The following is a 25,363-nucleotide window of genomic DNA, read 5'->3' on the forward strand; positions in this document are numbered from 1 at the left end:
GTTACTCGCAGCGCTGTAGCGCGATAACGGCCGGAGAGGCCGTTTACCTGACGACGAACGACGATGGAGGAAATCGACAGGCGCGAGAATTTTGGCGACAGGCGGTTGGCCCTCTGCTTTCGCCAAAGACCGGAGGCGGCAAAAAGCTGATGCGCGGTGATTTCTTACGACAAAACGCGACAAACTTTTTAGAAAGATAGTGTAACATTTGAAAAAATTGTAAGAAAACCGACGTGACCACGACGTAACCGGGTTGCCGCCGTTATCAGAAAGACCACCGGGGCGTCGCGCAGTGAATAACGAAAAACTCGAACGAATAACTCGAACGAATAACTCGACGCACGGAGCCTTTGCATGTCATCCATCACTACATCTGTAAGCAGCGCGACCGCTAACGCGCAGAGCCAGGTGCAGCAAGCGGCGCAATCGATTATCAGCGGCTCCACCGGCAACTCGACAATGGACGTGGCGACGCTGGTGTCGGCCCTCGTGAATGCGAAGACGGCCGGGCAGACGGCGGCGCTGAAGGCGAAGCAGACGAGCGATACCACGGTCCTGTCCGCCTATGGCGCCCTGAGTTCCGCGTTGAATGCCCTGCAGGCAGCCATCAAGAATCTCTCGGACGGAACGCTGCTGTCCACCTTCGGGGCCACCGCAAGCGGCAAGGGCCTGGACCCGAAGGCCGGCGCCGGCGCGGTTGCCGGCAGCTACACGATCGACGTCGCGCAAATCGCCGCGTCGCAGAGCCTGTCGTCGGCGGCGTTCGACGCCACCGCCAGATTAGGCACCGGCAAGTTGACCATCGCGGTCGGCGGCAAGTCGATGGACGTCACGATCGACAGCACCAACAACACACTGAGCGGTATTGCCAACGCGATCAACAAGGCGGCCAACAACCCGGGTGTCACGGCCACCATCGTGACCGGCACGGGCGGCGCTCACCTTGTGTTGCGCTCGGTTGCCACGGGCGCGGCCAACACGATCGACGTGTCCACCAGCGGTGTCGAGAACGATAACGGCCTGTCGAGCCTCGGTGTGACGTCCACGCCCGGCGCGGACGGTGCGGCGTCCACGATCGTGTCGTCGGATACCAACAAGGCCTGGCGGCAAAGCGAAGGCGCTCAGGACGCGCGGTTCACCATCGGCGGGATTGAGGCGAGCAGTTCGACGAACGCGGTCACGTCGGCGATTTCCGGCGTCACGCTGAATCTGTCGAGCGCCGCGGCCGGCACCACGCAGACGCTGACGATCGCGCCGGACACGACTGCGCAAAATACGGCCATCACCAACTTCGCCAATCTCTACAACACCGTCGTCACGACGATCAATTCGCTGTCCTCGTACGACAAGTCGTCGAAGACCGGCGGCGCGCTGCTCGGCGATTCGACGCTGATGACGATCAAGAATTCGCTGGCGTCGATCATCGGTGGTGGCGTCGGCTCGGGGAGTTCGGCGGTCGGCCTCGCTTCGATCGGGATTGCGTTGAAGGGCGATCCGGCGGATGGCACGTTGGTGATCGACAGCAAGAAGTTGAGTGCGTCGCTCACCAGCAGCCCGGCGCAGATCGCCACGTTGTTCAACTCGACCAACGGCATTGGTGTGAAGTTGAACAGGAGCATTACGGATTTCGTGAAGACGGGCGGCATTATCGACACCCGCAACACGGCGCTGAATGCCGACCTGAAGAGCATCACGGCCCAGCAGACCACGCTTGCCAATTACAGCGCGCAGTTGACGAAGCAGTACCAGAATCAGTTCACCGCGCTCAACACGCTAATGGCGACGATGAACAACAACTCGCAGTATCTGACGGCGCTGTTTGGCGGCTCGAAGAGTGCGGGGGCGTTGGCTACCAACAAGTAAGGCTGCTTCAAAGCGCACGCCGCCTGATTCCGGGCGGCGTGTTTTTTTATGAGGCAAGTTTGGTGGCGCGAGCCTTGCGATGCAAATTTAGTGCGGCAAGCCTGGTGTGGCGAGTTGTTCGGCGATCCAGGCTCAGTGCGGCAGCCGGACGTCGAACCTGAACGTCACCAGCCTTGCGAGCAGGATAAAAGCGGTAGCGATCAACACGTTATAAACCGTATCGACGTTCATGTAGTCCAGCAGCACGTACAGCCAGCACCCCACGAAAGCGCAGGTTGCGTATGGCCGCGAATCGCGCAAAATCAGCGGTACCTCGTTGCACAGCACGTCGCGAATCACGCCGCCGAATACGCCTGTCAACACTCCCATCATCACCGACGTGAACCACGGCATCTGCGCGTCGTGCGCGATCGACGTGCCTGAAATGCTGAACAAGCCCAGCCCCACCGCATCGGCCACCAGCAGGACCCGCTCGGAGAGCAGGCGCGAGGCCATCTTCAATAGCGTCGGCGCAAACAACGACATCACGAAGATCGCAATCAGATAGGCCTGATGCTCGACCCAGTAGAAAGGCCGCCGCTCGAGCAGCACGTCGCGCAACGTGCCGCCGCCGAAGGCCGTCGCGATCGCCACGAGGAAGGTCCCCACGGCGTCGAGCCGCCGGGTTCTCGCTTCGATAAAACCGGAAATCGCGTACGCGAAAATGGCCAGCGCCTCCATGATGGTCAGCGCCAGCGTCAGCCTCGGATGGATCACCGGGACTCCGTCAGGACTTGGGGTAAGCCGGCACTGCGCCGGGCTGCAACAGCACGACCACCGCGCCTGCGCCGCCGTCATGCGGACGCGCCTGACAGAAGGCGATCACCTCGGACTTCTGCACGAGCCACGCGCGCACTTTGCCCTTCAATACAGGTTCTTTACCGATCGACCCGAGGCCCTTGCCGTGAATCACGCGTAAGCACCGCAGGCCACGCTTCACCGATTCACGAATGAACTCGGCCAGCGCCTCGCGCGCTTCCTCGCGACGCATGCCATGCAGATCGATTTGTGCCTGCACGATCCAATCGCCACGCCGCAGTTTGCGTACGACCTCCTGACTCACACCGGGCCGGCAATAGGAGAGCGTTTCGTCGGTTTCGAGCAGGATCTCGGGATCGAACTCGTCGGAGATCGCTTCGTGCAGCACGGCTTCTTCGTCGAGTCGGGTTTGCACCGGCAGCGGCGACGGGGGATTGCGCGGCAGAGTGGCGCGCGGCGGGACGGCCAGCGGCGCAACCGCGCCGATCTCGCGGCGAAACAGATCGGCGTCCGCCGAGGCTTCGCGCTGCGCGGCCGCTGCTGCCGCGCGTTCGCGTTCACGCCGTTGCGTATCGCCCTTTAACGCGTCGCGCAATGCGCCGAGGCCGGCTAGTCCCGCGGCCGGGTCGATCTTCGGTTTGGCAACAGGCGCGGCGGCTGTTTCAGGTGCGGGCCTGGCAACGGTACGCGTGCGCTTCGGTTCGCTAGGGTGGGGCTGATTCTTCGGCATATCGGTAATACACGCAGAAAGGTAGAACGATCGCGCGATGCGGCTTGCGGCACCGGAATGTGCCGCGGCGCATCGCAACGCCGGGCCGCCGGGCAGGGCAAGCGTACACGTAAGGGCGTTGGAACGACGCCAGCCTGCTGCCGGAACGACGCAGACACCGCGCAGACATAACGCGGTCACGACGTAGCCACGATGCAAAAAAGGCCGTCGGCTTTTCAGCCGCGGCCTTCTGTCTGGCAGGCGGCCGGGCCATGCCCAGCCGCCATTTTACCGTTGCGCTTACTAATGCAAACGAGGTTGCAAATGAGCTTGCAGATGACGCTGCAAACGAGCTTGCAGATTAGCGATCGGCTTCCGCGCTCATCACGTGCTCGCCGATTTCTTCGACGCTTTCCAGATAGCGTTGTGCGTCGAGCGCGGCCATACAGCCCGTGCCGGCGCTGGTGATCGCCTGACGATAGACGTGATCCTGCACGTCGCCCGCCGCGAACACGCCCGGCACGCTGGTTGCCGTGGCGAAACCGTTCAGGCCGCCCTTGGTGATGATGTAGCCGTTCTTCATCTCCAACTGGCCTTCGAAAATGTCCGTGTTCGGCTTGTGGCCGATCGCGACGAAAATACCTTGCAGCGCGATGTCCGTGGTGTCGCCGGTTTGCGTGTTCTTGATACGCAGGCCGGTTACGCCGGTGTGGTCGCCGGTCACTTCGTCGAGCGTGCTGTTCCACTTGATCTCGACCACGCCTTCTTTTTCCTTTGCCAGCAGGCGGTCGATCAGGATCGGCTCGGCGCGGAACTTGTCGCGGCGATGGATCACCGTCACCTTCTTGGCGATGCCGGAAAGATAGAGGGCTTCCTCGACTGCGGTATTGCCGCCGCCGATCACGGCCACATGTTGTTGCTTGTAGAAGAAGCCGTCGCAGGTGGCGCAAGCCGACACGCCCTTGCCCATAAACGCTTCTTCGGACGGCAGGCCGAGGTACTGAGCCGATGCGCCCGTCGAAATGATCAGCGAGTCGCAGGTGTATTCACCCGAATCGCCGATCAGGCGAATCGGCTTTTCGTCCAGCCTGGCCGTATGAATGTGGTCGAAAATGATTTCCGTGTTGAAACGCTCGGCGTGCTCCAGGAAGCGCGTCATCAGTTCCGGGCCTTGCACGCCGTTCGCGTCGGCAGGCCAGTTTTCGACGTCGGTCGTGGTCATCAGCTGGCCGCCCTGGGCGAGACCCGTGACGAGCACCGGCGACAGGTTGGCGCGTGCCGCATAGACCGCTGCCGTGTAACCGGCGGGGCCTGAACCGAGAATCAGAACTTTGGCGTGTTTCGTGGAAGTTGCGGGCATGATCGAATCCTTTTACGGCGCCCGGCTCGCCCCTGCGAGGCCGCGCGACTTGAGCTGAAACTATAGATGGGTATCAGAGCGGCATTATAAAGGGCGGCACGCCGGCCTGCTCCATGAAGCTTTCCGATCGCGGCGATAGCCTTCTTGTCGTGGGCCTGGGCACCTTTTCTGAGGCCGAACGGCTAAGTTACCGTCATTTACAGCCTCGCGTCCGACACTGCGTTTACAATAGGCCGCATCGATGGACCCGGTAGCCGGGACCGGGTCCGGAGCAGCCCCAGGCGCCGCTTCGGGCCGCGACTCCGGCAGCAAATCGGCCACACAAGCAACAGGATCAATGGCAAAAGCTCCCTATTCCGCGAGCGCGCAGGCATTGCCGCACCGCATGTCGCGCCTTTTCACCGAAATCCGCTGGATCTTGCAGGTCGCGCTCGGCGTGTTTCTGCTCATGGCGCTCGTCAGCTACAGCAGGCACGATCCGAGCTGGACGCACGCCGCGCAGGTCGACCACATCGCCAACTGGGCGGGCCGCGTCGGCGCGTGGACGTCCGACATCCTGCTGCTGCTGTTCGGACTCTCCGCGTACTGGTGGATCGTGCTGCTCGGCCGCCATATCTCCGCCAATTACCGCCGTATCACCCGCCACGAGGAACTGCAGGACGATGCGCCGCGCGACGCCGGCTGGCTCGCGGACGCGTTCGCGTTCATGCTGGTGTTGCTCGCCTGCGACGGTATCGAAGCGCTGCGCATGTGGTCGCTGAAAGTGCAGTTGCCGCGTGCGCCGGGCGGCGTGATCGGCGAAGCGGTCGCGCGCGGGGTGTCGCATGCGCTGGGCTTCACGGGCGGCACGCTGGCGCTGCTGATCGTGCTGGCCATTGGTTTGTCGCTGTATTTCCGGTTTTCGTGGCTGTCGGTGTCGGAAAAGGTCGGCGAATCGATCATTTCGGCCGTCACGTTCGCCAAGCTGCGCCGCGAGGCCGGCCGCGACCGTAAATTGGGTGAAGCCGCCGCCGTGAAGCGCGAAGGCAAGGTCGAAAAGGGCCGCGTGCGGATCGAGGAACATGAGCCGGTCATGATCGTGCCGCCTATCGTCACGCCCGCCAAATCGGAGCGCGTCGAGAAGGAGCGGCAAGTGCCGCTATTCACGGACTTGCCGGGCGACTCCACCTTGCCGCCGATCTCGCTGCTCGACGCGGCGCCGGCCGCGCAGGAAACCATTTCCGCCGATACGCTCGAATTCACTTCGCGTCTGATCGAGAAAAAGCTCAAGGACTTCGGCGTGGAAGTGAGCGTGGTCGCCGCGTATCCGGGGCCGGTGGTCACGCGTTACGAAATCGAGCCGGCCACGGGCGTGAAGGGCAGCCAGATCGTCGGTCTGGCGAAGGATCTGGCGCGTTCGTTGTCGCTGGTGTCGATTCGCGTGGTCGAAACGATCCCGGGCAAGAATTTCATGGCGCTGGAGTTGCCGAACCAGCGCCGTCAGACGGTGAGTCTTTCGGAGATTCTCGGCTCGGCGGTGTATGCGGACGCGGCTTCGCCGCTCACCATGGGCCTCGGCAAGGACATCGGCGGCAAGCCGGTGTGCGCCGACCTCGCGAAAATGCCGCACTTGCTGGTGGCCGGTACGACCGGTTCGGGTAAATCGGTGGGTATCAACGCGATGATCCTGTCGCTGCTCTACAAGGCGAGCGCCGAGCAGGTCCGCATGATCCTGATCGATCCGAAGATGCTCGAAATGAGCGTCTACGAAGGCATTCCGCATCTGCTGTGTCCGGTGGTCACGGATATGCGCCAGGCGGGTCATGCGCTGAACTGGGCGGTGGCTGAAATGGAGCGCCGCTACAAGCTGATGAGCAAGCTCGGTGTGCGTAACCTCGCCGGCTACAACAACAAGATCGACGAAGCCACCAAGCGCGAAGAGAAGCTGCCGAATCCGTTCAGCCTGACGCCGGACGATCCGGAACCGCTCACACGCTTGCCGAACATCGTCGTCGTGATTGACGAATTGGCCGACCTGATGATGGTGGTCGGCAAGAAGGTCGAAGAGCTGATCGCGCGGATTGCGCAGAAGGCGCGCGCGGCCGGCATCCATCTGATTCTGGCGACGCAGCGTCCGTCGGTGGATGTGATCACCGGCCTGATCAAGGCCAACGTGCCGACGCGCATGGCCTTCCAGGTGTCGTCGAAGATCGACTCGCGCACGATTCTCGACCAGCAGGGCGCGGAATCGCTGCTCGGTATGGGCGACATGCTGTATCTGCCGCCCGGCAGCGGGTTGCCGGTGCGCGTGCACGGCGCGTTCGTGTCGGACGAAGAAGTGCATCGCGTCGTGGACAAGCTCAAGGAGCAGGGCGAGCCGAACTATATCGAGGGCATTCTCGAAGGCGGCGTGACGGGCGAGGGCGACGAAGGCTCAGCGGGCGCCGGGGGATCCGGCTCGGGCGACGGCGAGGCCGACCCGTTGTACGACCAGGCGGTCGACGTGGTGCTGAAGAACCGCCGTGCGTCGATTTCGCTGGTGCAGCGGCATTTGCGCATCGGCTATAACCGGGCGGCGCGTTTGCTTGAGCAGATGGAGAACTCGGGCGTGGTGTCGTCGATGTCGTCGAATGGCAATCGCGAGATTCTTGCGCCGGCGCGGGAAGCGGAATAGGCCGTCCGTCAGGCTATTGCGCCGAGCCGGCGGCAAAGCGCAGCGTATAGATCCTGCTTAAGTCCCGCACATAAGTTCTGCGTATAAGTCCTGCGCATAAGTCCTGTTTAAGGCTTCTTGCTTAAGGTGTTGCTCAAGGCCGAGGGTTCGTCCCTCGGCTGCGCGGTTCAAGCCAGCCGCCACGGTCACCCGGCCGCCGCCCTCAACGCCCGCCGTCGTGACCGCTCAACGAATTCAATCAAGGGAGAAAACACCATGCAGCTTTTCGCGCAGCAGCACGCTCGACAGCGTGCTCAATCCAACCGTCTCGGCCAACTTGCTCGCACGATCGTACGTGGCGTCGGCAGTGTGGCGATCGGCGCATCGATGCTCGTCGCGTCGCAGGCATTCGCGAGTGGCACGGAGCAACTGAAGGCGTTCGTCGCGCAAGTGCATTCCGCGCGCGGTACCTTCGTGCAGCAGGAAGTGCGCGCGCCGAGCAAGGCGCAAGGTGCAAGCGGCGCGAGCGGTGTGCTGTCCACGGCGGGCAAGACCGGCACATCGAGCGGCACGTTCACGTTCGCGCGTCCCGGCAAGTTCATCTGGCAATACGAAAAGCCCTATGCGCAACTGCTGCAAGCCGACGGCGACAAGCTCTACGTGTATGACAAGGATCTGAACCAGGTGACCGTGCGCAGCCTCGGCGGCGCGCTCGGCGCGAGCCCGGCGGCGATCCTGTTCGGCAGCAACGATCTGGACAAGAACTTCACGCTGCGCGATGCGGGCGTGAAGGCCGGCATCGACTGGCTCGAGCTGACGCCCAAGGCGAAAGACACGCAATTTCAGCGCGTCGGCATTGGCTTCAAGGACGGCAATCTTGAAGCAATGGAACTGCACGATGTGTTCGGCAACGTGACGCTGCTGACGTTCTCGAACATCCAGAAGAATCCGCCGCTGCCGGCCGATGCGTTCAAGTTCACGGTGCCGAAGGGCGCGGATGTGATCAACGGTTAAGCTGTCCAGCTTGTCCATGCAATAAAAAAGCCGCGCCTCAATTGCGCGGCTTTTCTTTTGGTGGCGCGTGCAACGCCGAATCGCTACTCATCCACTTCCAGCATCTGCACCGGATGCGCGGCTTTCATATCGTCGATGAACGCTTCGACGATATCCGTTCGATGCTGCCGCGCCCGCGTGACCATATGGAACGCCACGCGGTACTTCATCTGTGTGGGGTTCAACGCGGCCAGCAAGCCTTGCTTCACGAACGGCGCCGCGAAATGTCCCGGCAGATAGCCGAGGTGATGCCCCGACAGCACCAGCATCGCGACCGCTTCCATGTTGTCCGCGACGGCGGTGACGTTCTGCGGCGTGGTCGAACTTTCGGCTTCGGGCAGCGGATAGCTGCGCCACGCCCATTCGTGAGCCGCGGCTTCCGCGGGTGACACGTCTCCAGCTGAAGCGAATAGCGGATGCCCCTTCGCGCAATAAGCGAACTGATCTTCGGCGAATACCTCGGTGTATTCGAGCGACGGTACGCGATGCCAGAAATAGCCGATACCGATCTGAATCCGGCCGTTCAGCAGCAGTTCTTCGAGTTCGCCCGGCGAGCGCACCAGAATCGAAAACCGCACCGACTGATCGCGCGCCCGAAACCGGCCGATCGCGTCGCTGATGCGCGCGCTTGCCGATACCGGCGTGTGGCCGATCATGCCAATATCGAGCGTGCCGACCAGTTTGCGGCCGACATTGCGCGCCTGCATGCCGAAGGTGTCGACGGCGGAAAGTAGCGCGCGGGCCGCGTCGATGAACTGCTCGCCGCGCGCAGTCAGGCTGAAGCCGCCGCGGCCGCGTTCGCACAGCCGGTAGCCGAGGCGCGTTTCCAGCGTGGCGAGTTGCGTGCTGATGGTCGACTGGCCGACGTTGAGCGTGGCCTGGGCCGGCGAGACGCCGCCGGCGTCGACGATGGCGAGGAAGACGCGGATCAGGCGCAGGTCGAGATCGGTGAGTTGGGAGAACATACGGCAGGATACATCGCTACGAATCAATGTGAAGTTTATTCTGTTTGTATTTTAACTTGAGGGAAACTGCTCAAGAATCGAGATTCGCCCGGCAAGGTGCGCTTTTTCTATTGATCCCTCGGCCGGTTGCACGATTCTGCTTACTGCCCTCTTTTCATTGCCGAGACACGATGAATACCTCTTCTTTCATTTCCCCCGACGCCGGTGAACGGCCGCAGCCGCTGTCCGGCAACGCAATGCCCCGTTGCGGCGGCATTGCGACGATGATGCGGCTGCCGAACGTCGGCTCGGCCGAAGGGTTCGACGCCTGCTTCGTCGGCGTGCCATTCGATCTCGGCACCTCGAACCGCACCGGCGCGCGCTTCGGGCCGCGCCAGATCCGCAGCGAGTCGGTGTTGCTACGCCCGTACAACATGGCGACGCGCGCCGCGCCGTTCGATTCGCTGCGCGTGGCCGACCTCGGCGACGTCGCGATCAATCCGTACAACCTGCACGATTCGATCAGGCGCATCGAAACCGCCTACGACGAAATCCTCCAGCACAACTGCAAGCCGATCACACTGGGCGGCGACCACACGATCGCGCTGCCGATCCTGCGCGCGATTCATCGCAAGCACGGCAAGGTCGGCCTGATTCACGTCGACGCTCACGCCGACGTCAACGACACGATGATGGGCGAGAAGATCGCGCACGGCACGCCGTTCCGCCGCGCGGTGGAAGAGGGCTTGCTGGATTGCGATCGTGTCGTGCAGATCGGTCTGCGTGGCACGGGTTACGCGGCTGAAGACTTCGACTGGTGCCGCGATCAGGGCTTCGAAGTCGTGCAGGCCGAGGCGTGCTGGAACCAGTCGCTGGCGCCGCTGATGGCACGCGTGCGTGAACGCATGGGTGACGGTCCGGTGTACATCACGTTCGACATCGACGGTATCGATCCGGCTTTTGCGCCGGGTACGGGCACGCCGGAAATCGCCGGTTTGACGGTACCGCAGGCGCTGGAAATCATTCGCGGCTCGCATGGCTTGAACATCGTCGGCTGCGATCTGGTTGAGGTGGCGCCGCCGTACGATCCGTTCGGCACGACCGCGTTGCTCGGCGCGAATCTCGCGTTCGAATTGCTGTGCGTGTTGCCGGGTGTCGAGTATCGGGCGTCGAAGCGTTGAACTGCGTATTGAGCTGATCAAGCTTGATGATGCATGAAGAGAAAAGGCCTGCATTTGCAGGCCTTTTCTTCATTGCAGTGGTGCTCCAGCGACTCAAGCGTAGGCCGTCTTCCGAGCCGACACCAGCGCCAGATAACACACCGCGCCGATCGCCAACGCGGGCAACGTCGCGCCGAGATTCGGCAGCCATTGATTGATCACCTGATACGCCACGATCCCGATTGCCCACGACGCGAACGCGCTCAGATGCCAGCCGCCCGAGAAGCCGTAACGGCCACGCACGTCGCCGAGCACGGCCGCTTCAATGCGGCGCTTGCGCACGATGAAGTGATCCACCAGCACCACGCCGAACAGCGGCGCGAACACCGAGCCGATCAGCAGCAGGAAGTTCTGATACTTCGCCATCGGCACGAGCAAGGCGATTGCCGTGCACAGCGCGCCAAACGCCGCCGACAACAACGGCACGCTGCCGCGGGTCCAGAACGTTCCCGTCGAGACCGCTGCCGAGTGGATGTCGGCGAATGCATTGTCCACTTCGTCGATCAGGATGAGCAGCAGGGCGAGGCCGCCGCCTGCTTGCGCCAGCGCGCCGGTCAAGAGCGCATCGCCGCCGCCGGCCGCGAGGCCGTAGATCGCGCCGAGCGCGTAAAACCAGAGGTTCGCAACGCCATAGCCGAGCAGCGTGCCGCGGAAGGTCTCGCCGGGGCGCCGGCCGAAGCGCGTGTAGTCGGCGATCAGCGGCAGCCACGAGAGCGGCATCGCGACCACCAGATCGATGGCGCCGCCGAACGACATCTCGCCCGTGCCCGGACGGCGCATCAGCGTGGCCAGGTCGTGCTTGGCCAGCAGATTCCACGAGAGCCATGCGGCGCCCGCCAGCAGCAGCCAGATACCCCACGTGCGCAGAAAGCGGCGCACGAACGACAGCGGGCCGCTGATCGCCAGCAGCGTTGCGAGCAAACCGAAGATCACGGTCCAGATCAGCGGCATCGAAAAACCGAAGGCCTGCTTGGCGAGCGCATCGGCGGAATCGCGCATCACGATCACCTCGAACGAACCCCAGCCGACCAGTTGCACCGCGTTCAGCACAGCAGGCACCGAGGCGCCGCGTACCCCGAGCGTCGGCCGCAACGACGACATCGCCGCGAGCCCCGTATCCGTGCCGATCACGCCGGCCAGCGCCAGCAATACGACGCCGATTACGCTGCCGATCACGATCGCCAGCAACGCATGCGGCAGCGACAGTCCCGGCACCAGCAGCGCGCCCGCCTGCGCGACCAGCAGGCCGATGCCGAGCGAGAACCAGAGCGCGAAAGCGTCGCCCGTGCGGAACGCGCGGCGCGCGTCGGGCACCGGCGTGAGCGGTGCGTAGGTGGAGCCGGCGTCGCCGGCGAGTGGATCTTGTGCCATCTAGTCTTGTCCCTGTTGATATTGCTTGCGAATCTGCGCGCTCATCGCTTGAGCGCCGTCGCTGTCATAATGCAGGACGTTGCCCGCACCCCTGCGTGCTGGCGTGGCTCACCGGCAGCACGCCGCCTTCACACGGACTGCGTCCGGAAAAGCCGAGATTATCCCCAAAACGTCATGTTTGAAGAAACCCGTGCCAATGTTCCGCTCGCCGAACGCCTGCGGCCCCGCAATATCGACGAAGTGATCGGCCAGAAGCATCTGCTCGGCCCGAACAAGCCGTTGCGGGTCGCTTTCGAATCCGGCGAAGCCCACTCGATGATCCTCTGGGGCCCGCCCGGCGTCGGCAAAACCACGCTCGCGCGGCTCATGGCCGACGCGTTTCATGCCGAGTTCATCGCGTTGTCCGCGGTGCTTTCGGGCGTGAAGGATATCCGCGAAGCCGTCGAGACCGCGCAGATTCATCGCGCGAACGGGCACCAGACGCTCGTGTTCGTCGACGAAGTGCATCGCTTCAACAAGAGCCAGCAGGACGCGTTCTTGCCGCACGTCGAGTCGGGGCTGTTCGTGTTCGTCGGCGCGACGACCGAGAATCCGTCGTTCGAGGTGAACAGCGCGTTGCTCTCGCGAGCCGCCGTCTACGTGCTGAAAAGCCTCACCGACGAAGAACAGCGCGAACTGCTCGACCGCGCACAGAAAGAACTCGGCGGCCTCACGTTCACCGACGAAGCCCGCGACGCCCTGATCGGTTCCGCCGACGGCGACGGCCGCAAGCTGCTGAACAACCTGGAAATCGTCGCGCGCGCGGCGGCCCGGCAAAAGAGCACGGAAATCGACGGCGCCTTGCTCGGCAGCGCGCTCGCCGAGAATCTGCGCCGCTTCGACAAAGGCGGCGACGCATTCTACGACCAGATCAGCGCGTTGCATAAATCCGTGCGCGGCAGCAGCCCGGACGGCGCGCTGTACTGGTTCTGCCGCATGCTCGACGGCGGCGCGGACCCACGCTATCTCGCGCGACGCATCGTGCGGATGGCGTGGGAGGACATTGGCCTCGCCGACCCGCGCGCGGCCCGCATTGCGCTCGACGCGTCCGAAACCTACGAACGCCTCGGCACACCCGAAGGCGAGCTGGCGCTGGCGCAGGCGATCATCTATCTGGCGGTCGCGCCGAAGTCGAACGCCGGGTACAACGCGTACAACGAGGCGCGGCGGTTCGTGAGCAAAGACCAGTCGCGCGGCGTGCCGGTGCATCTGCGTAACGCGCCGACCAAGCTGATGAAGGAACTCGGCTACGGTCACGAATACCGCTATGCACACGACGAACCCGATGCCTATGCCGCCGGCGAGACCTATCTGCCGGACAACATGCGCGACCCGCATTGGTACGAGCCGACGCCGCGCGGTCTCGAAGGCAAGATCGGCGACAAGATGGCGCGTCTGGCCGAGCTCGACGCGCAGTGGCGCAGCGAGAACAAGCCTAAAAAGGGCTAAGCTTTTGCGGCTCATCGAGCGCTTTGTTCTGCGCGTCAGTTAGCGCCGCTTCTCGCGCCTCGGCCGGCGCCTTGCCGCGCGTCGTTTTTGGCGCCTTGCCGCCATTCCGCACGCCTCGACCATCTAACGCACCGGCCGCCCGCGCCGGTGCGCTAAAATCGCTGCTTCATACAACGAACACCCGCCCCATTCCATGCTCGACATCCAGCTGCTGCGCAAAGACCTCGACGGCGTCGCCAAACGCCTCGCCGACCGCGGCTATACCCTCGACGTGGCGGCCTTTACCGCGCTCGAAGCGGAACGCCGCGACACCCAGACCCGTACCGAAGAGATGCAGGCGCGCCGCAACACCCTGTCGAAGCAGATCGGCGGGATGAAGGGGCGGGGCGAGGATACCTCGGCGCTGATGGCCGAGGTGGGCGGTATTGGCGACGAGATGAAGGCGTCGGCGGCGAAGCTGGACGATATCCAGAAGCGCCTGTCCGACCTGCTGCTCGGCGTGCCGAACCTGCCGCACGAAAGCGTGCCCATGGGTAAGGACGAAACGGAGAATGTCGAAGTGCGCCGCTGGGGCACGCCGCGCCAGTTCGATTTCGAGGTGAAGGATCACGTCGACGTCGGCACGCCGCTCGGTCTCGATTTCGAAACCGGCGCGAAGCTGTCGGGCGCGCGTTTCACCATGTTGCGCGGACAGATTGCACGGCTGCATCGCGCGCTGGCGCAATTCATGATCGACACGCACACGCTGCACCACGGCTACACCGAGGTGTACACGCCGTACATCGTGAATCCGGAGATTCTGTACGGCACCGGCCAACTGCCGAAATTTGCCGACGATATGTTCCGCGTCGAGAAGGGCGGTGACGAGAATACGGTCACGCAGTATCTGATTTCGACGTCGGAAATTTCGCTGACGAACACGGTGCGCGACAGCATCGTCGAAGCCGACACGCTGCCGATCAAACTGACCGCGCATTCGCCGTGTTTCCGCTCGGAAGCGGGCTCGTATGGCCGCGACACGCGCGGTCTGATCCGCCAGCATCAGTTCGACAAGGTCGAGATGGTGCAGATCGTCGCGCCGGAAGCGTCGTATGACGCGCTGGAGCAAATGGTCGGCCACGCCGAGACGATTCTGCAGAAGCTGGAGTTGCCGTACCGCGTGATTACGCTGTGCACGGGCGATATGGGTTTCTCGGCTGCGAAGACGTATGACCTGGAAGTGTGGGTGCCTGCGCAGAACACGTATCGCGAGATTTCGAGCTGCTCGAATACGGAGTCGTTCCAGGCTCGCCGGATGCAGGCGCGTTTCCGCAATGCGCAAGGCAAGCCGGAGCTGGTGCATACGCTGAATGGGTCGGGCCTGGCGGTTGGCCGTACGCTCGTGGCGGTGCTTGAGAACTTCCAGAACGCGGATGGTTCGGTGACGGTGCCGGCGGCGCTGCGCCCTTACCTCGGCGGGGTGGAACGGCTGGAAGTGCCGGCGGCTTGATGGATGTGCGACTGATGCCTGGTTGATGCCTGGCTGATGCCTGGCTAAGGTCGCATCGATTGCCAAGTCTCCTCAAAATTTTCTCGAGTAGGGGCTTGGAAATTGGATTCAGCTGTTCTATAATCTTTTTCTCCCAAGCAACGACCCGCTTGGATCTGATTCATAAACAACTAAGAAGCAACTAAGCAAGCCCTCGTTGTTGTGAGTTGGAAGACCCGGAAAGGTGGCAGAGTGGTCGAATGCGCTGGACTCGAAATCCAGTGTACCTTTAGGGGTACCGTGAGTTCGAATCTCACCCTTTCCGCCAAATTCAAGATCAAAGCCCTGTAAGTTCGACGACTTACGGGGCTTTTTTTTTCCGACCTGCAAATCAACCCGTGTGACGAACGATGCAGGTTTGCCTTGCTATGCGGCGGTCCCGCTTTCTTGCAGAACAGCGCACGTCCGATGTTGACGTGCGGACGGCGCATGTTGCATCGACTGATTCGTGCCGCCATGAACTGGCGGGCTCACTTTATATCCTGCATCCCTTAATGCGATTGCGGCTGAGTGCGTTGTCCTTGCTATTACAGGTTCGGACGTGCAGCTAAAAGACGATCCCATAGAGATGGCGGTAATGGAATGTCTGAACCGTCGCCGTCTTCGCCGCCACGGGAAAAATTCACGGATGGGCCTATATAACGCGGGATCGGCTCACCAGAGTGAAAACCGGGAGACCAAAAAAGATCGGGTACCGGCGTGATAAAAGTATGTTCCGCCAACAGTTTTCCACTCTCTGCATTGAACAATCGGCCAACATACTTTGCATCTCCACTGCGAAATGACTGGACTTCCAGGAAGCAGCGCTCGGCGATATAAATGCCATCCGGGGATGATGATTTTTCGCATTCCGTGCCGTGCGGAGTGCGGTCAAAGAGGCCGAAATAGAGCGCGCCGATAACGGTGAGTCCGACCAGCACCACGGCACGTAGGCGCAAGAACTTCATAGATGTACCCTGATTGGTGGAATGACTGGAACAAACCGCCGATCTGTGAAGACGATAAAATCGCCGCCGCGTTGATGCTTGATTTGCCACTGTCTGAAATCGCGATTGTGTATCGGGTAGTAGACCTCACCCTTGATAACCGGGTTGCCAATGGTGACTGGCGACTCCACGTATGGGATGTAGGGAGATGTCGCAGCGATACCATCCAGAGGGATGACAATTACTCCGTCGCTACTCCAATGCCCCAGATACTGTGAGCGGTCACCCGCTTTATCGGTGAACGTGTAACCGTCCGTCACATACACCCATATCCCCGTCAGTTCGGCGATCCTTGTGTCGCTCACCCTTACACCACTGGCTATATCGCTTGAGAAGCGGACGTGGCCAATGGCCGCATAGAAGACGAACGAGCCAGGCGCAGCAGTAAGGTCGTCCGGGGCACTATAGTTTGTAGCTCCGGCTGCCAATTGCAGCATGATTTTTTCTGCCAACGTGCCACCAACTTCGACCCGTTGGAACTGGAACAGTGTGTGCAATTGTTCTGGGTCGTTCCCACAAATGTTTGTAGTAAAAAGGTCGCCCATGTCCTTATACGGGATGAGTGCGTCGTGAAGTGCTTTACGCGCTTTATCGGACCGAATCGCCTCCGTTATCAGGTACTCGTACTTGCTCCTGGCGCGCTCAAACTTGAGTACCCAGTCCAGCTTGACGGTAGTTGTGTCATACATGTCTGGCGGATAAGGTTTCCCATCCTGATTGATTTTGGCCCGCTCGTCGTCATCGGTGGGGGAGTAGTTCAAACGACCGGCAAACCAACGCTCCATCAGCTTGGCCCCAATCGGCATCATCTCCTCGCGCATTGCGCCGGGGATTTCCTGAATGTCGAACGGCGGCACCGCCTTTTCTGGCTTCGCTGGCGGGGGCGCTTTCGGTGGCTTCGGCGGATCGGGCGTGTTTAGCCAAATCTTGAAGCGGGAAAAAGCCTCTACAGCCTTCCCTATGTCGTCCACCATCTTGACCATCGGATCAGGCTTGGGCGGTTTCGGCGTAGGCGTGCCTCGAGTGGAGTTTGTTTCGGGTTGCTTTGGCAGTGCTGGCGGGGCCTTGTCCGTCGACAAACCGACCTCACGCACGATGCGTGCACCTTCCTTGCTGCTCCAGCGCCACAACAGCTTGTTGATCTTGTAATAAGAGAATTCGTCAGCCATCTCGTTTTGCTTTGATTTCCAAATCGGACGCTCGTGAATAGTCGGCAGATGTCCGGGGTTGACGGGCATTTTTTGCCCCGAGCGCCTTGATATCCGATAATCCGATCGGAGAGAATCGGACTGACCCTAAAAATAGATCAACGATTGAAATGGGGATTTTTTCGGCCGACTGGCGGCGTGCTCATTCGCGTTCTAGCGGTTGAGCCTGTATCGTTCCCAGACGCTAATCCGGGGTCACATTGTGAACGTGACGATGAAGGTATAACGTGGCAGCCGCGGCCACTGTCACGTGCGAAGCCCTAGGCGAGTTGGAAAGGAAGAAGAAAAGCGCCGCGCGCTGACATTACCGCCGCGGCCGCAAACTTACGCTTCATTATCGCTGGTACAAATGAAATGCCCCGTGCCGCGATTCGACGGTGCGCAGGTCCAGAAAATCATGACACGTAATGTTCCGATATCTGCGGAAACACCTATCGGGCGCCGTAATCGTTACCCTTTGAATCGTTTCCATCGGAAGATTCAAAGTGCATGCAATCCCTATTTTTATCGTTGTAGCCGTATTGTGGTTTTTGCTGATCAAGATCCCGCCGCACGACGAGTAACCGGGACGCGAGTTGGCAGGCTGCTGGCGCCACTCGACGAACGTGACAAGCCGGACGCGACAAGCGCCAAAAGAAGGTCTAAACTCAAACGGCACGCCTTATCCAGCTCCATTACCCAAGTACCCCTTGGAGGTTGAGCATGACTGCGCCGCGAAAGCTTTACGGTGTGACGCTGAAGCCTCACGTCAAGACTCCACCGCGTAAGTTCATTGACGTCCTTCCTCTGGAACGAAAGCCGGACATGCTGGAAGCCGTTCGCCAGGCCGTTGCGGAGAATCGCGAGCGGGTCGAGCGACCATCCCAGCGATAGACTTTTTTACTGTTCACCATAGCCCGCCGCGAGCGGGCTTTTGCACATTGCGCATTTAAAGCGGCGGCGTGGAAACACCGGCTCGGGCCGACCGGCGATTCCACGCGTCACACCCTCCTCAGGCTCCAGTTGTCGAAGCAAAAAGCTTGTCGTAAGCGGCGAGCAGGTTGCTGTGCATGGCGCTTCCCTCGAAATCCACGCCGAGCGAGGCGAGACCGAAGAACCGCTCCTTGCGATCTACCAGTGCTTGCGCCTGGCGCAGCGTTTCCGCGCCATAAAACAAGGTCAACGAATGGGTGAAACTAGCCGGCCCATCGAGATTGAGCAGCGCTTCGACGCAACGATAAACCAGCCAGCGCCCCTGATTCATCTGGCGGTAATGGTGAATCCAGTCGCAGCCTTCGCGTGCGGTCTCCACGTCGCCGATCGCGAGCGCCAACAAGGTCTTGAGTTCGCCGATACGCAGTTCTTTCCACGCTGTCCCGAGCGGTACGGCAAGGCCGAGAATTTCCCAGAGCGGCCGTTCGTCGCCGAGATTCATCGTCTGCAGGTCGTCGAGCAGCGTGCGGCACTCCGCGTCGCTGAGCTCGTTCAGGCGGACCAGCGCCGGGCGGATGTCGTTGCCTGCGCTGTTGTTTTCCCATTGCAGATCTTCGACGGGGTAAATCTCCGACATGCCCGGTACGAGAATCCGGCAGGCATAGGCGTCGAGTTCTTCGAAATCGGCGACGTACACGTCTTTGCCTTCCTCGGCGATGCACGTGCACAGCCAGTCGTAATCCTCCTGCGTCGTCGAGCTGAAATTCCAGTCCGCGAATGCGTAGTCGGGTTTGTCGCTCAGGAAATTCCAGCTCACCACGCCGCTCGAATCGACGAAGTGAATCTCCAGATTCGCCACAGCCGAAATCTCGTCCATGTCGAAGCCGGGTTCCGGAAAGTCTTCCAGTGATTCGAGCGAGCGGCCTTGCAGCAACTCGGTCAACGCGCGTTCCAGCGCGATTTCGAAACGCGGATGCGCGCCGAAGCTCGGGAACACGCCTTGGTCTTTCGGATGCAGCAAGGTCACATTCATCACGGGATAGCGGCCGCCCAGCGACGCATCCTTCACGAGGATGCCGAAGCCGGCGTCACGCAGCGACTTCACGCCGGCGGCAATGCCCGGGTAACGCGCGATCACGTCTTCCGGCACGTCGGGGAGGCACAGGCCTTCGCTGATGATGCGGTACTTGACCTGGCGCTCGAAAATCTCGGACAACGCCTGGGTCCGCGCCTCGATTTTGGTATTGCCCGCCGACATGCCGTTGCTGACATACAGGTTGCCGATGATATTCACCGGGAACCACGTCGTCGCACCGTCACGCAGGCGGGTGTACGGCAGCGCGCAAATGCCGCGATCCTCGTTACCGGAGTTCAGGTCGACAATCACCGAACCGTCGATATCGCTGTCCGGGTTGTAGAACGCGTGTAACTCGGGGTTGAGCAATTCCGCCGGCCATGCACCATCTTCGGTGGGGGCGAACCAGCGTTCCTGCGGATAGTGAACGAAGGGACGGTTGGCCCGGGTCTCGCCAAGATAAAAGTGAGTCCAGAAATAATGGCAACCCAGACGCTCGATGAATTCACCGATCGCGCTGGCGCGGGCAGCCAGTTCCGAGGCGCCCTTGCCGTTGGTGAACAGCATCGGACATGCCTTGTCGCGCATGTGGCATGACCAGATGTTCTCGGCCGGATTGAGCCACGAGCTTTCCTGGAGGAAAAAGCCGCGCGCCGCCAGCTTCTGCTGCATGGTGGCAATGGAGAATTCCAGCGATGCATCCTTGCCAGGAATGAAGCTTTCGGTTTGCATGATGTCGTGCCTTTATCTGGTAGAACTTGCGTAAATTTCGTCCGAACGCTCGGATTTGCCGCCGAAGGCAGTCATTGGGAATCTGGGATGTGACCTGATGGAGGAGACGGCAGGTCTCAGGTCTGTCTGGCAGTCTCAGTGAGACGGATCGGCGCCAACTCGGCGCAGGCAGGGTGAGGGGCTGGATGCGGGTTTTGCGGTCCTGACCTCGCGCGATTCTTCAGGTCAGTTATTTCGCCGCACGACAAAACGGCTCGATCTTTCAGCGCGGATCACTCGTATGGTGTGTGGTCCGCTTTCGCGTACCGGATTGTCGACGATTCAGGCCGCGATGTCGAATGCGCCGGCCAGGACCGCGACGGCGGGCTACCGGATCAATCCTGGCGCAGCGCTTACCTGAATCTATGTCATTTACATAATCGACGCATATTTTCCCGTCCGCGTGGACGCATTCACCAGCAGCGGATGCATTGAAAGCAATTAGAAAATAATTTGATGATTCTTTGTCAGGAAACGATTTTCGACTGAAGTCCACACGTGAAGCCATGGCCCATTAGATCGATTCGAGTTGGTGATTGCTGAATCATGTTGAAGAACAAGACGCACTTCCCCCGCCGCCTGAGTGGCTGTAAAGTCATACAGCGTTTTCGCGTCAGCCCAAAAAACCAGACCGAAAATGCGCAGCCACAACGATGTCCCGAGCAATTTGCAAAATCAGTTTTTGTAAAACAAGCTTCAAAAGGGGATTCACATGTCAGTTGGCAATTCGGTCGTTGACACGACCAGAAGCAGCACCAAATACAAAGTCATCAAGTGGTCGATTATCGGGCTGTGCATCGCGATCGGTGCGCCGCTTGCGATCCTGCTGGTCAAAGGGCTTGTCGGCCTGATTCTCGCGGCGGTGATCGGGCTGGCGGCGATCAACTTCGGTCCCGTTCTCGCCATGAAGTTCGCGAACCAGAAGGTCAAGATGTTCGTGAACGAAGCAAAGTCGAATCCGATCGAAACGCTTTACAACGAACTGGCCGAAAAGCAGGAAGGCGCGGAACGATTCAAGAAGAGCATCACAGATTTCCGCACCGAAGTGAAAAACTTCGAAGACAAGACCGCCCAGTTTAAAAAGCAATATCCCGAAGACGCAGCGCGTTTCGAGGCTCAACTCGCAACGATGAAAAAACTGCTCGCGTTTCGCGAGGGACGCTATAAGCAGGTGCAAGACGAACTCAAGCGATTCTCCGACGCAATCGATCGCGCCAAAGCACTGTGGGATATGTCGCAATCCGCGCAACGCATGAACAAGATCGCCGGCATGCAATCCAGCGATACTTTCGCGCAAATCAAAACGGATGCCGCGCTCGACTCCGTAATGAATTCGGTGAACAAGGCATTTTCAGAGATGGAAACATCGTTGATGGAAAGTGCGGAAGTGCAGCAAGCCAAGGCCGCCGCCATCGACATGGGCGCGGTCAATCCGCCCGCTCAGCAACTCGGCTCGCCCGCGGCACCCAAATAATCAGGCGCACGTTGCTCGACCATTCAACTCGATCGAAAAACAATGAAGAAAATTCTAGGTTCGATTCTTTTCCTGATCTTGCTGGCTGCCGGTTGGTACATCCACGAAGGCGGCCTCAAAACCCTTAATTACGGTCAGAGCGCCAACAAGGACACCGCCGCGGTGAACGGGATAGACACCGGCAACAGCAGCAGTGCCGATGTCAAAACGCCGCCCCCGAGCAATCCGGACGGCTTCGTGGCCAACAAGGACACGCTGAAGTCGATCTTGAGCAACGGCGTCGTGCGGGTCAGCGTCGAGAATCCGTCGCGGCCGTTTTACTCGGAAGACAACGGCAAGCCGCAAGGCTTCAATGTGGACTTCGCGAATCTGCTGTTCGCCCAGAAGGAGTTCACCTCCGGCGACCATTCGACAATCACGGTCGATACGCATCACGGCGTGGACACGTATCCGGCGGTCCCCGATCAACTGACGAAAACCGACACCCAAGGCAATGCCGTCGTCGACGTCGCCATGGACGGCCTGACGTTCCCCGACAACACGCCGAGCGGCGTCGTCTATTCGATTCCCTATGTCGAGGACTTTGGCTATTCGCTGATCGTTGCCAAGGGTTCGCCGGTCCGCTCCGCGAACGATCTCGCGGGCAAAACGATCGGTGTGCTGCAGGGCGACCCGGACGTGAAAGCGTTTGTCCAGAAGGCGTTTCCGAACAGCAAAATCGTCGAGCTGTCGGATGCGAGCATTGAAGGGCAACGCTCCTGGATGTCGCACTTCCTCGACGATCATCAGGTCGACGCTATCGTCTACGACTATCCGTTTGGCGTATCGGAGATCAAGGGTACCGACCTGACGTTCGCGGTCACGAAGCTGGACGGCTCCAACCTCGCGTACAAAATCGGCGTACGCAAGGAAGACAGCGCGCTCCTGATCTACCTGAACTCCGCGATCGCGAAGGTCAAGCAGTCGCCTGCCTATCTGGACCTGCTGCGTAAATATTTCATCAGCGACCAGGTGTTGACCACCGCTGCCACTGGCGGGGAAAAGACCTACGTGGTCCGCTCCGGCGACACGCTAAATGCCATTGCCGCAAGTCAATTGGGAAGCGGTGCGCGATTTGTGGAGGTGCAGAAGCGCAACAACCTGCCCAACCCCAACCTCATCCTGATCGGCCAGCATCTGATCATTCCGGTGCGCTGACGCGGTGGATTTTCTGCCGGGCCCTCGCGGCCCGGCAGGAACACAATCTGGCTTTTGACGGACCGGTGATGCACGAGCGCCTGTGCCGATCGCGGGGGCCGTCCCGCGATCCTCTGTACAATTGGCCGATCGTCAACATCGACTCACCCCGATCGAATTCATGGCCATTACCTACAAGACCCCCGACGACATCGCCAAACTGCGCATTTCCGGCCGTCTCGCGGCCGACGTGCTGGCGATGATCGGCGAGCACGTCAAGGCCGGTGTCTCCACCGACGAGCTCGACGCACTGTGCAACGACTACATTGTCAATACGCAAAAGTCGATTCCGGCAAATGTCGGCTATCTGGGTTTTCCGAAGACGGTCTGCACGTCCGTCAACCAGGTGGTGTGCCACGGCATCCCGAACCGCAGTGAAATCCTGAAAGACGGCGACATCATCAACATCGACGTCGCGATCATCAAAGACGGCTATTTCGGCGACACCAGCCGCATGTATTGCGTCGGCCAGCCGAGTACGGTGGCGCGCCAACTGATCGACACGACCTATGAAGCGATGCTTGCCGGCATCCGTGAGGTCAAGCCGGGCGCCACGCTTGGCGACGTCGGCCATGCAATCCAGAAGATCGCGCAGCGCGACGGTTTCTCGATCGTGCGCGACTACTGCGGCCACGGTATCGGCCGTGTCTATCACGAAGACCCGCAAGTATTGCACTACGGTCAACCGGGGCAGGGCGTGCGCCTGAAGCCGGGCATGGTCTTCACGATCGAACCCATGATCAACGCGGGCCGCGCCGGCACCGCGGTGCAGCGCGACGGCTGGACGGTGGTCACCAAAGACCGTTCGCTGTCGGCGCAATGGGAGCATATGATCGCCGTGACCGAAGAGGGCTACGAGCTGCTCACGCCGTGGCCGGACGGTACCGGCAATTACGAAGCGCCTTGAAGGCGGTGGTCCGCGCGTCTCACAAACCGGCTTTTCAAGGCGGTGGCCGCGCGAAATGCTGTGCCGTTGGTGCGCAGCTCCGGTAGCTTGGGCTTGAGCCGCAGGCCGATCCAGTAAATAAGGATTTGACTCGCGCGCCGGTTCGGTTAAAGCTACGCCTTAGGGTTTCAAGGGGTTTTCGTCTGCATGAGTCCGTCATTGACCGTTCGCCGTATCGCCGCTGATCAGGGCGCCGTTTTCCGCGAACTCCGTACTGCGTCGCTGCGGGAGGCGCCCTATGCCTTCGGCGAGACGCTAGAGGACGCGTTGTCTGCGGATGCCGCCAGTTTCGACATCACCGCTGCTGAACACGCTGTTTCGTTTACCGCCACCAGTTTCATTCTCTACACCGAGGGCCATCCCGCAGGATTAGTCGAAGCCTATTTCGACGACGCCGCGGCGCCCCGCGGGTTCGTCTGCGAGTTATGGGTGGCGCCCGCCGTGCGTCATCTGCGAGGCGGCGAGTTGTTGGTCGATACCGCCAGTGGCTGGCTTGCCGGCGAAGGCGCCACGGAAATCTACGCCTGGGTCGCCGACGCCAACCGCAATGCGATGCGCTTTTACGAGGCGCTCGGCTTCGGACCGACCGGCGAACATCGGCGCGTCGCGCGTGCGCCCGAGCAGGCCGAAAGCCTGCTGGTGCGCCACGTGCCGACCACGTCGCAGGTATTTCAGCAGTGATCCCGCGAGCGGCGCGTCAGCATGCCGCTCAAGTCCCATCCGCGTCGCTACAGCGTTCATGGCCGAGTGCATGGCCAGATAAGCGGCCTAAGCGTGGCCCGAATGGCCGAGGCGTGGCCACATCATGGGTATTCAGGCCGCGGTGGCGCGCTCTCTCGGCAAAAAAGCTCGCCGCTCGCCTGGACGCCTGTAAAATACGCAAAATTTTTTGCCGAACGCTATGTCGCCCAAGAAATCGCCCTTTTTCGAACTCCGCAGCGGCTCTGTCGACACGCTTCTGTTTGTGGTCAAGACAACCGACCTCGACGCAATGCGTGCCGAACTGACCCGGCGCTTCGAGGCGACCCCCGAATTTTTCGCTAACGACGTCGTCGCGATCGACGTGCGCCGTCTCGCCGAGAACGAACGCGTGCCGCTCGCCGACATCGCGCAACTGCTCGACAGCGTGCGCATGCGCCCGGTCGGCGTGGTGGCCAATGCGCAGCAGACGTGGGCGGCTGAATCCGCGTTGCCGCTGCTCGAAGCGCGCGACCGTCGTGGCGCTGCCGCGAAGCCGGCCGACGAGGAGAGCGCCAATGCCGCCGCCGCAGTACCGGCGGTCACCGCCGCGACGGCCACGCCTCCGTCCGATCTGTTCGAGGCCGCAGCGCTCACCCCGGCCGGTGCGCCGCCGGAAAACGGCACGCCGGCCACGGCCGCCGCGGTCGAACCGGCACCCGCCGTCGAGCCCGTGCGTCTCGCTACGTCGTCGCAGACCATGGTGGTCGACAAGCCGTTGCGCTCGGGCCAGCGCATCTACGCAAAGGGCGATCTGGTCGTGCTCGGTCTGGTGAGCTACGGCGCGGAAGTGATCGCGGAAGGCAACATCCATATTTACGCGCCGCTGCGCGGCCGGGCGTTGGCCGGCGTGCAGGGCAATCACGACGCGCGCATTTTCTGCACGTGTCTCGAACCGGAACTGATCTCGATCGCAGGCATCTATCGTACGACCGAGAACCCGCTGCCGGCCGACGTGCTCGGCAAGCCGGTACAGATCTGGCTCGAAGAAGAAAAGTTGATGATCGAACCACTGCGGCTCACTTGATCGGCGTGAAGCGCGCGTTGTCCT

Annotated in this window: 19 protein-coding genes and 1 tRNA gene; 12 read left to right on the top strand and 8 right to left on the bottom strand. The window is 61.2% G+C overall.

Going from position 1 to position 25,363, the window contains the following annotated elements:
- Positions 1–354 precede the first annotated feature (354 nt).
- Positions 355–1,863: a flagellar filament capping protein FliD gene (gene fliD, locus ACOSV0_RS04150; protein WP_434108919.1), complete on the top strand. Its 1,509-nt coding sequence runs from the start codon at positions 355–357 to the stop codon at positions 1,861–1,863.
- Positions 1,864–1,995: 132 nt separating this feature from the next.
- On the opposite strand, the gene ACOSV0_RS04155 is transcribed toward fliD, so the two are convergent.
- The 3 genes from ACOSV0_RS04155 to trxB all read right to left on the bottom strand — a co-directional run bounded on the left by ACOSV0_RS04155 (position 1,996) and on the right by trxB (position 4,730).
- The gene (locus ACOSV0_RS04155; protein ID WP_434110160.1) at positions 1,996–2,616 is read right to left on the bottom strand and encodes a trimeric intracellular cation channel family protein; all 621 of its coding nucleotides are present in this window, start codon (positions 2,614–2,616) and stop codon (positions 1,996–1,998) included.
- A gap of 13 nt (positions 2,617–2,629) precedes the next feature.
- Complete coding sequence (locus tag ACOSV0_RS04160) at positions 2,630–3,391, bottom strand: Smr/MutS family protein (RefSeq protein ID WP_434108921.1); 762 nt, start codon at positions 3,389–3,391, stop codon at positions 2,630–2,632.
- Between the two features lie 340 nt (positions 3,392–3,731).
- Positions 3,732–4,730, bottom strand: a complete 999-nt coding sequence (gene trxB / locus ACOSV0_RS04165; protein ID WP_434108922.1) for a thioredoxin-disulfide reductase — start codon at positions 4,728–4,730, stop codon at positions 3,732–3,734.
- A gap of 337 nt (positions 4,731–5,067) precedes the next feature.
- Here trxB and ACOSV0_RS04170 point away from each other — a divergent pair, with 337 nt between their 5' ends.
- Both ACOSV0_RS04170 and lolA read left to right on the top strand, forming a co-directional pair.
- Positions 5,068–7,383 carry a DNA translocase FtsK gene (locus ACOSV0_RS04170; protein ID WP_434108924.1) on the top strand — a complete coding sequence of 772 codons (2,316 nt, stop codon included), beginning with the start codon at positions 5,068–5,070 and terminating at the stop codon, positions 7,381–7,383.
- Between the two features lie 255 nt (positions 7,384–7,638).
- Positions 7,639–8,376, top strand: coding sequence for an outer membrane lipoprotein chaperone LolA (gene lolA, locus ACOSV0_RS04175; RefSeq protein ID WP_434108925.1), 738 nt, complete (start codon positions 7,639–7,641; stop codon positions 8,374–8,376).
- An 83-nt stretch (positions 8,377–8,459) separates the two neighbouring features.
- Here the strand turns inward: lolA and ACOSV0_RS04180 are convergent, their stop codons facing one another.
- Complete coding sequence (locus tag ACOSV0_RS04180; RefSeq protein ID WP_434108927.1) at positions 8,460–9,380, bottom strand: LysR family transcriptional regulator; 921 nt, start codon at positions 9,378–9,380, stop codon at positions 8,460–8,462.
- A 170-nt stretch (positions 9,381–9,550) separates the two neighbouring features.
- Between ACOSV0_RS04180 and speB the strand changes: the two genes are divergently transcribed.
- Entirely contained in the window at positions 9,551–10,540 is a 990-nt protein-coding gene (speB, locus tag ACOSV0_RS04185) for an agmatinase (protein WP_175052700.1), read from the top strand.
- Between the two features lie 93 nt (positions 10,541–10,633).
- Here speB and cytX read toward each other — a convergent pair whose 3' ends face one another.
- Positions 10,634–11,950: a putative hydroxymethylpyrimidine transporter CytX gene (gene cytX / locus ACOSV0_RS04190; protein ID WP_434108929.1), complete on the bottom strand. Its 1,317-nt coding sequence runs from the start codon at positions 11,948–11,950 to the stop codon at positions 10,634–10,636.
- 174 nt (positions 11,951–12,124) lie between these two features.
- Here cytX and ACOSV0_RS04195 point away from each other — a divergent pair, with 174 nt between their 5' ends.
- The 3 genes from ACOSV0_RS04195 (at position 12,125) to ACOSV0_RS04205 (ending at position 15,234) form a co-directional block, all read left to right on the top strand.
- Positions 12,125–13,438 carry a replication-associated recombination protein A gene (locus ACOSV0_RS04195; RefSeq protein ID WP_434108931.1) on the top strand — a complete coding sequence of 438 codons (1,314 nt, stop codon included), beginning with the start codon at positions 12,125–12,127 and terminating at the stop codon, positions 13,436–13,438.
- A gap of 193 nt (positions 13,439–13,631) precedes the next feature.
- Positions 13,632–14,927 carry a serine--tRNA ligase gene (gene serS, locus ACOSV0_RS04200; RefSeq protein WP_434108932.1) on the top strand — a complete coding sequence of 432 codons (1,296 nt, stop codon included), beginning with the start codon at positions 13,632–13,634 and terminating at the stop codon, positions 14,925–14,927.
- Between the two features lie 217 nt (positions 14,928–15,144).
- Positions 15,145–15,234 (top strand) — tRNA-Ser (locus tag ACOSV0_RS04205).
- 259 nt (positions 15,235–15,493) lie between these two features.
- On the opposite strand, the gene ACOSV0_RS04210 is transcribed toward ACOSV0_RS04205, so the two are convergent.
- The 3 genes from ACOSV0_RS04210 to ycaO form a co-directional block, all read right to left on the bottom strand.
- Positions 15,494–15,913, bottom strand: a complete 420-nt coding sequence (locus tag ACOSV0_RS04210; RefSeq protein ID WP_434108933.1) for a hypothetical protein — start codon at positions 15,911–15,913, stop codon at positions 15,494–15,496.
- Positions 15,910–17,190, bottom strand: coding sequence for a DUF6402 family protein (locus ACOSV0_RS04215; protein ID WP_434108934.1), 1,281 nt, complete (start codon positions 17,188–17,190; stop codon positions 15,910–15,912). Before ACOSV0_RS04215 ends, ACOSV0_RS04210 begins: the two co-directional genes overlap by 4 nt.
- A 961-nt stretch (positions 17,191–18,151) precedes the next feature.
- The gene (ycaO, locus tag ACOSV0_RS04220; protein WP_434108936.1) at positions 18,152–19,879 is read right to left on the bottom strand and encodes a 30S ribosomal protein S12 methylthiotransferase accessory factor YcaO; all 1,728 of its coding nucleotides are present in this window, start codon (positions 19,877–19,879) and stop codon (positions 18,152–18,154) included.
- A 751-nt stretch (positions 19,880–20,630) separates the two neighbouring features.
- Here ycaO and ACOSV0_RS04225 point away from each other — a divergent pair.
- The 5 genes from ACOSV0_RS04225 (at position 20,631) to minC (ending at position 25,339) form a co-directional block, all read left to right on the top strand.
- Positions 20,631–21,392 (top strand): hypothetical protein, encoded by a 762-nt coding sequence (locus ACOSV0_RS04225; protein WP_434108938.1) that lies wholly within the window; start codon positions 20,631–20,633, stop codon positions 21,390–21,392.
- Between the two features lie 42 nt (positions 21,393–21,434).
- The gene (locus ACOSV0_RS04230) at positions 21,435–22,589 is read left to right on the top strand and encodes a transporter substrate-binding and LysM peptidoglycan-binding domain-containing protein (protein ID WP_434108939.1); all 1,155 of its coding nucleotides are present in this window, start codon (positions 21,435–21,437) and stop codon (positions 22,587–22,589) included.
- 160 nt (positions 22,590–22,749) lie between these two features.
- Positions 22,750–23,535, top strand: coding sequence for a type I methionyl aminopeptidase (gene map / locus ACOSV0_RS04235; RefSeq protein ID WP_434108941.1), 786 nt, complete (start codon positions 22,750–22,752; stop codon positions 23,533–23,535).
- Positions 23,536–23,721: 186 nt separating this feature from the next.
- A complete protein-coding gene (locus tag ACOSV0_RS04240; protein WP_434108942.1) occupies positions 23,722–24,255 on the top strand; it encodes a GNAT family N-acetyltransferase in 534 nt (177 codons plus the stop codon).
- A 220-nt stretch (positions 24,256–24,475) separates the two neighbouring features.
- Positions 24,476–25,339: a septum site-determining protein MinC gene (gene minC / locus ACOSV0_RS04245; protein ID WP_434108944.1), complete on the top strand. Its 864-nt coding sequence runs from the start codon at positions 24,476–24,478 to the stop codon at positions 25,337–25,339.
- Positions 25,340–25,363 lie beyond the last annotated feature (24 nt).

The sequence above is a fragment of the Paraburkholderia caffeinilytica genome (assembly GCF_051027425.1).
GTDB lineage: Bacteria > Pseudomonadota > Gammaproteobacteria > Burkholderiales > Burkholderiaceae > Paraburkholderia > Paraburkholderia caffeinilytica_A.

Bases quoted from the DNA above. Each gene is read 5' to 3' on its own strand.
- cytX (WP_434108929.1), bottom strand. From the start codon at position 11,950: ATGGCACAAGATCCACTCGCCGGCGACGCCGGCTCCACCTACGCACCG.
- ACOSV0_RS04180 (WP_434108927.1), bottom strand. From the start codon at position 9,380: ATGTTCTCCCAACTCACCGATCTCGACCTGCGCCTGATCCGCGTCTTC.
- lolA (WP_434108925.1), top strand. From the start codon at position 7,639: ATGCAGCTTTTCGCGCAGCAGCACGCTCGACAGCGTGCTCAATCCAAC.
- map (WP_434108941.1), top strand. From the start codon at position 22,750: ATGGCCATTACCTACAAGACCCCCGACGACATCGCCAAACTGCGCATT.
- speB (WP_175052700.1), top strand. From the start codon at position 9,551: ATGAATACCTCTTCTTTCATTTCCCCCGACGCCGGTGAACGGCCGCAG.
- ACOSV0_RS04170 (WP_434108924.1), top strand. From the start codon at position 5,068: ATGGCAAAAGCTCCCTATTCCGCGAGCGCGCAGGCATTGCCGCACCGC.
- serS (WP_434108932.1), top strand. From the start codon at position 13,632: ATGCTCGACATCCAGCTGCTGCGCAAAGACCTCGACGGCGTCGCCAAA.
- trxB (WP_434108922.1), bottom strand. From the start codon at position 4,730: ATGCCCGCAACTTCCACGAAACACGCCAAAGTTCTGATTCTCGGTTCA.
- ACOSV0_RS04210 (WP_434108933.1), bottom strand. From the start codon at position 15,913: ATGAAGTTCTTGCGCCTACGTGCCGTGGTGCTGGTCGGACTCACCGTT.
- ycaO (WP_434108936.1), bottom strand. From the start codon at position 19,879: ATGCAAACCGAAAGCTTCATTCCTGGCAAGGATGCATCGCTGGAATTC.
- ACOSV0_RS04160 (WP_434108921.1), bottom strand. From the start codon at position 3,391: ATGCCGAAGAATCAGCCCCACCCTAGCGAACCGAAGCGCACGCGTACC.
- ACOSV0_RS04240 (WP_434108942.1), top strand. From the start codon at position 23,722: ATGAGTCCGTCATTGACCGTTCGCCGTATCGCCGCTGATCAGGGCGCC.
- ACOSV0_RS04215 (WP_434108934.1), bottom strand. From the start codon at position 17,190: ATGCCCGTCAACCCCGGACATCTGCCGACTATTCACGAGCGTCCGATT.
- ACOSV0_RS04225 (WP_434108938.1), top strand. From the start codon at position 20,631: ATGTCAGTTGGCAATTCGGTCGTTGACACGACCAGAAGCAGCACCAAA.
- minC (WP_434108944.1), top strand. From the start codon at position 24,476: ATGTCGCCCAAGAAATCGCCCTTTTTCGAACTCCGCAGCGGCTCTGTC.
- ACOSV0_RS04195 (WP_434108931.1), top strand. From the start codon at position 12,125: ATGTTTGAAGAAACCCGTGCCAATGTTCCGCTCGCCGAACGCCTGCGG.
- ACOSV0_RS04230 (WP_434108939.1), top strand. From the start codon at position 21,435: ATGAAGAAAATTCTAGGTTCGATTCTTTTCCTGATCTTGCTGGCTGCC.
- fliD (WP_434108919.1), top strand. From the start codon at position 355: ATGTCATCCATCACTACATCTGTAAGCAGCGCGACCGCTAACGCGCAG.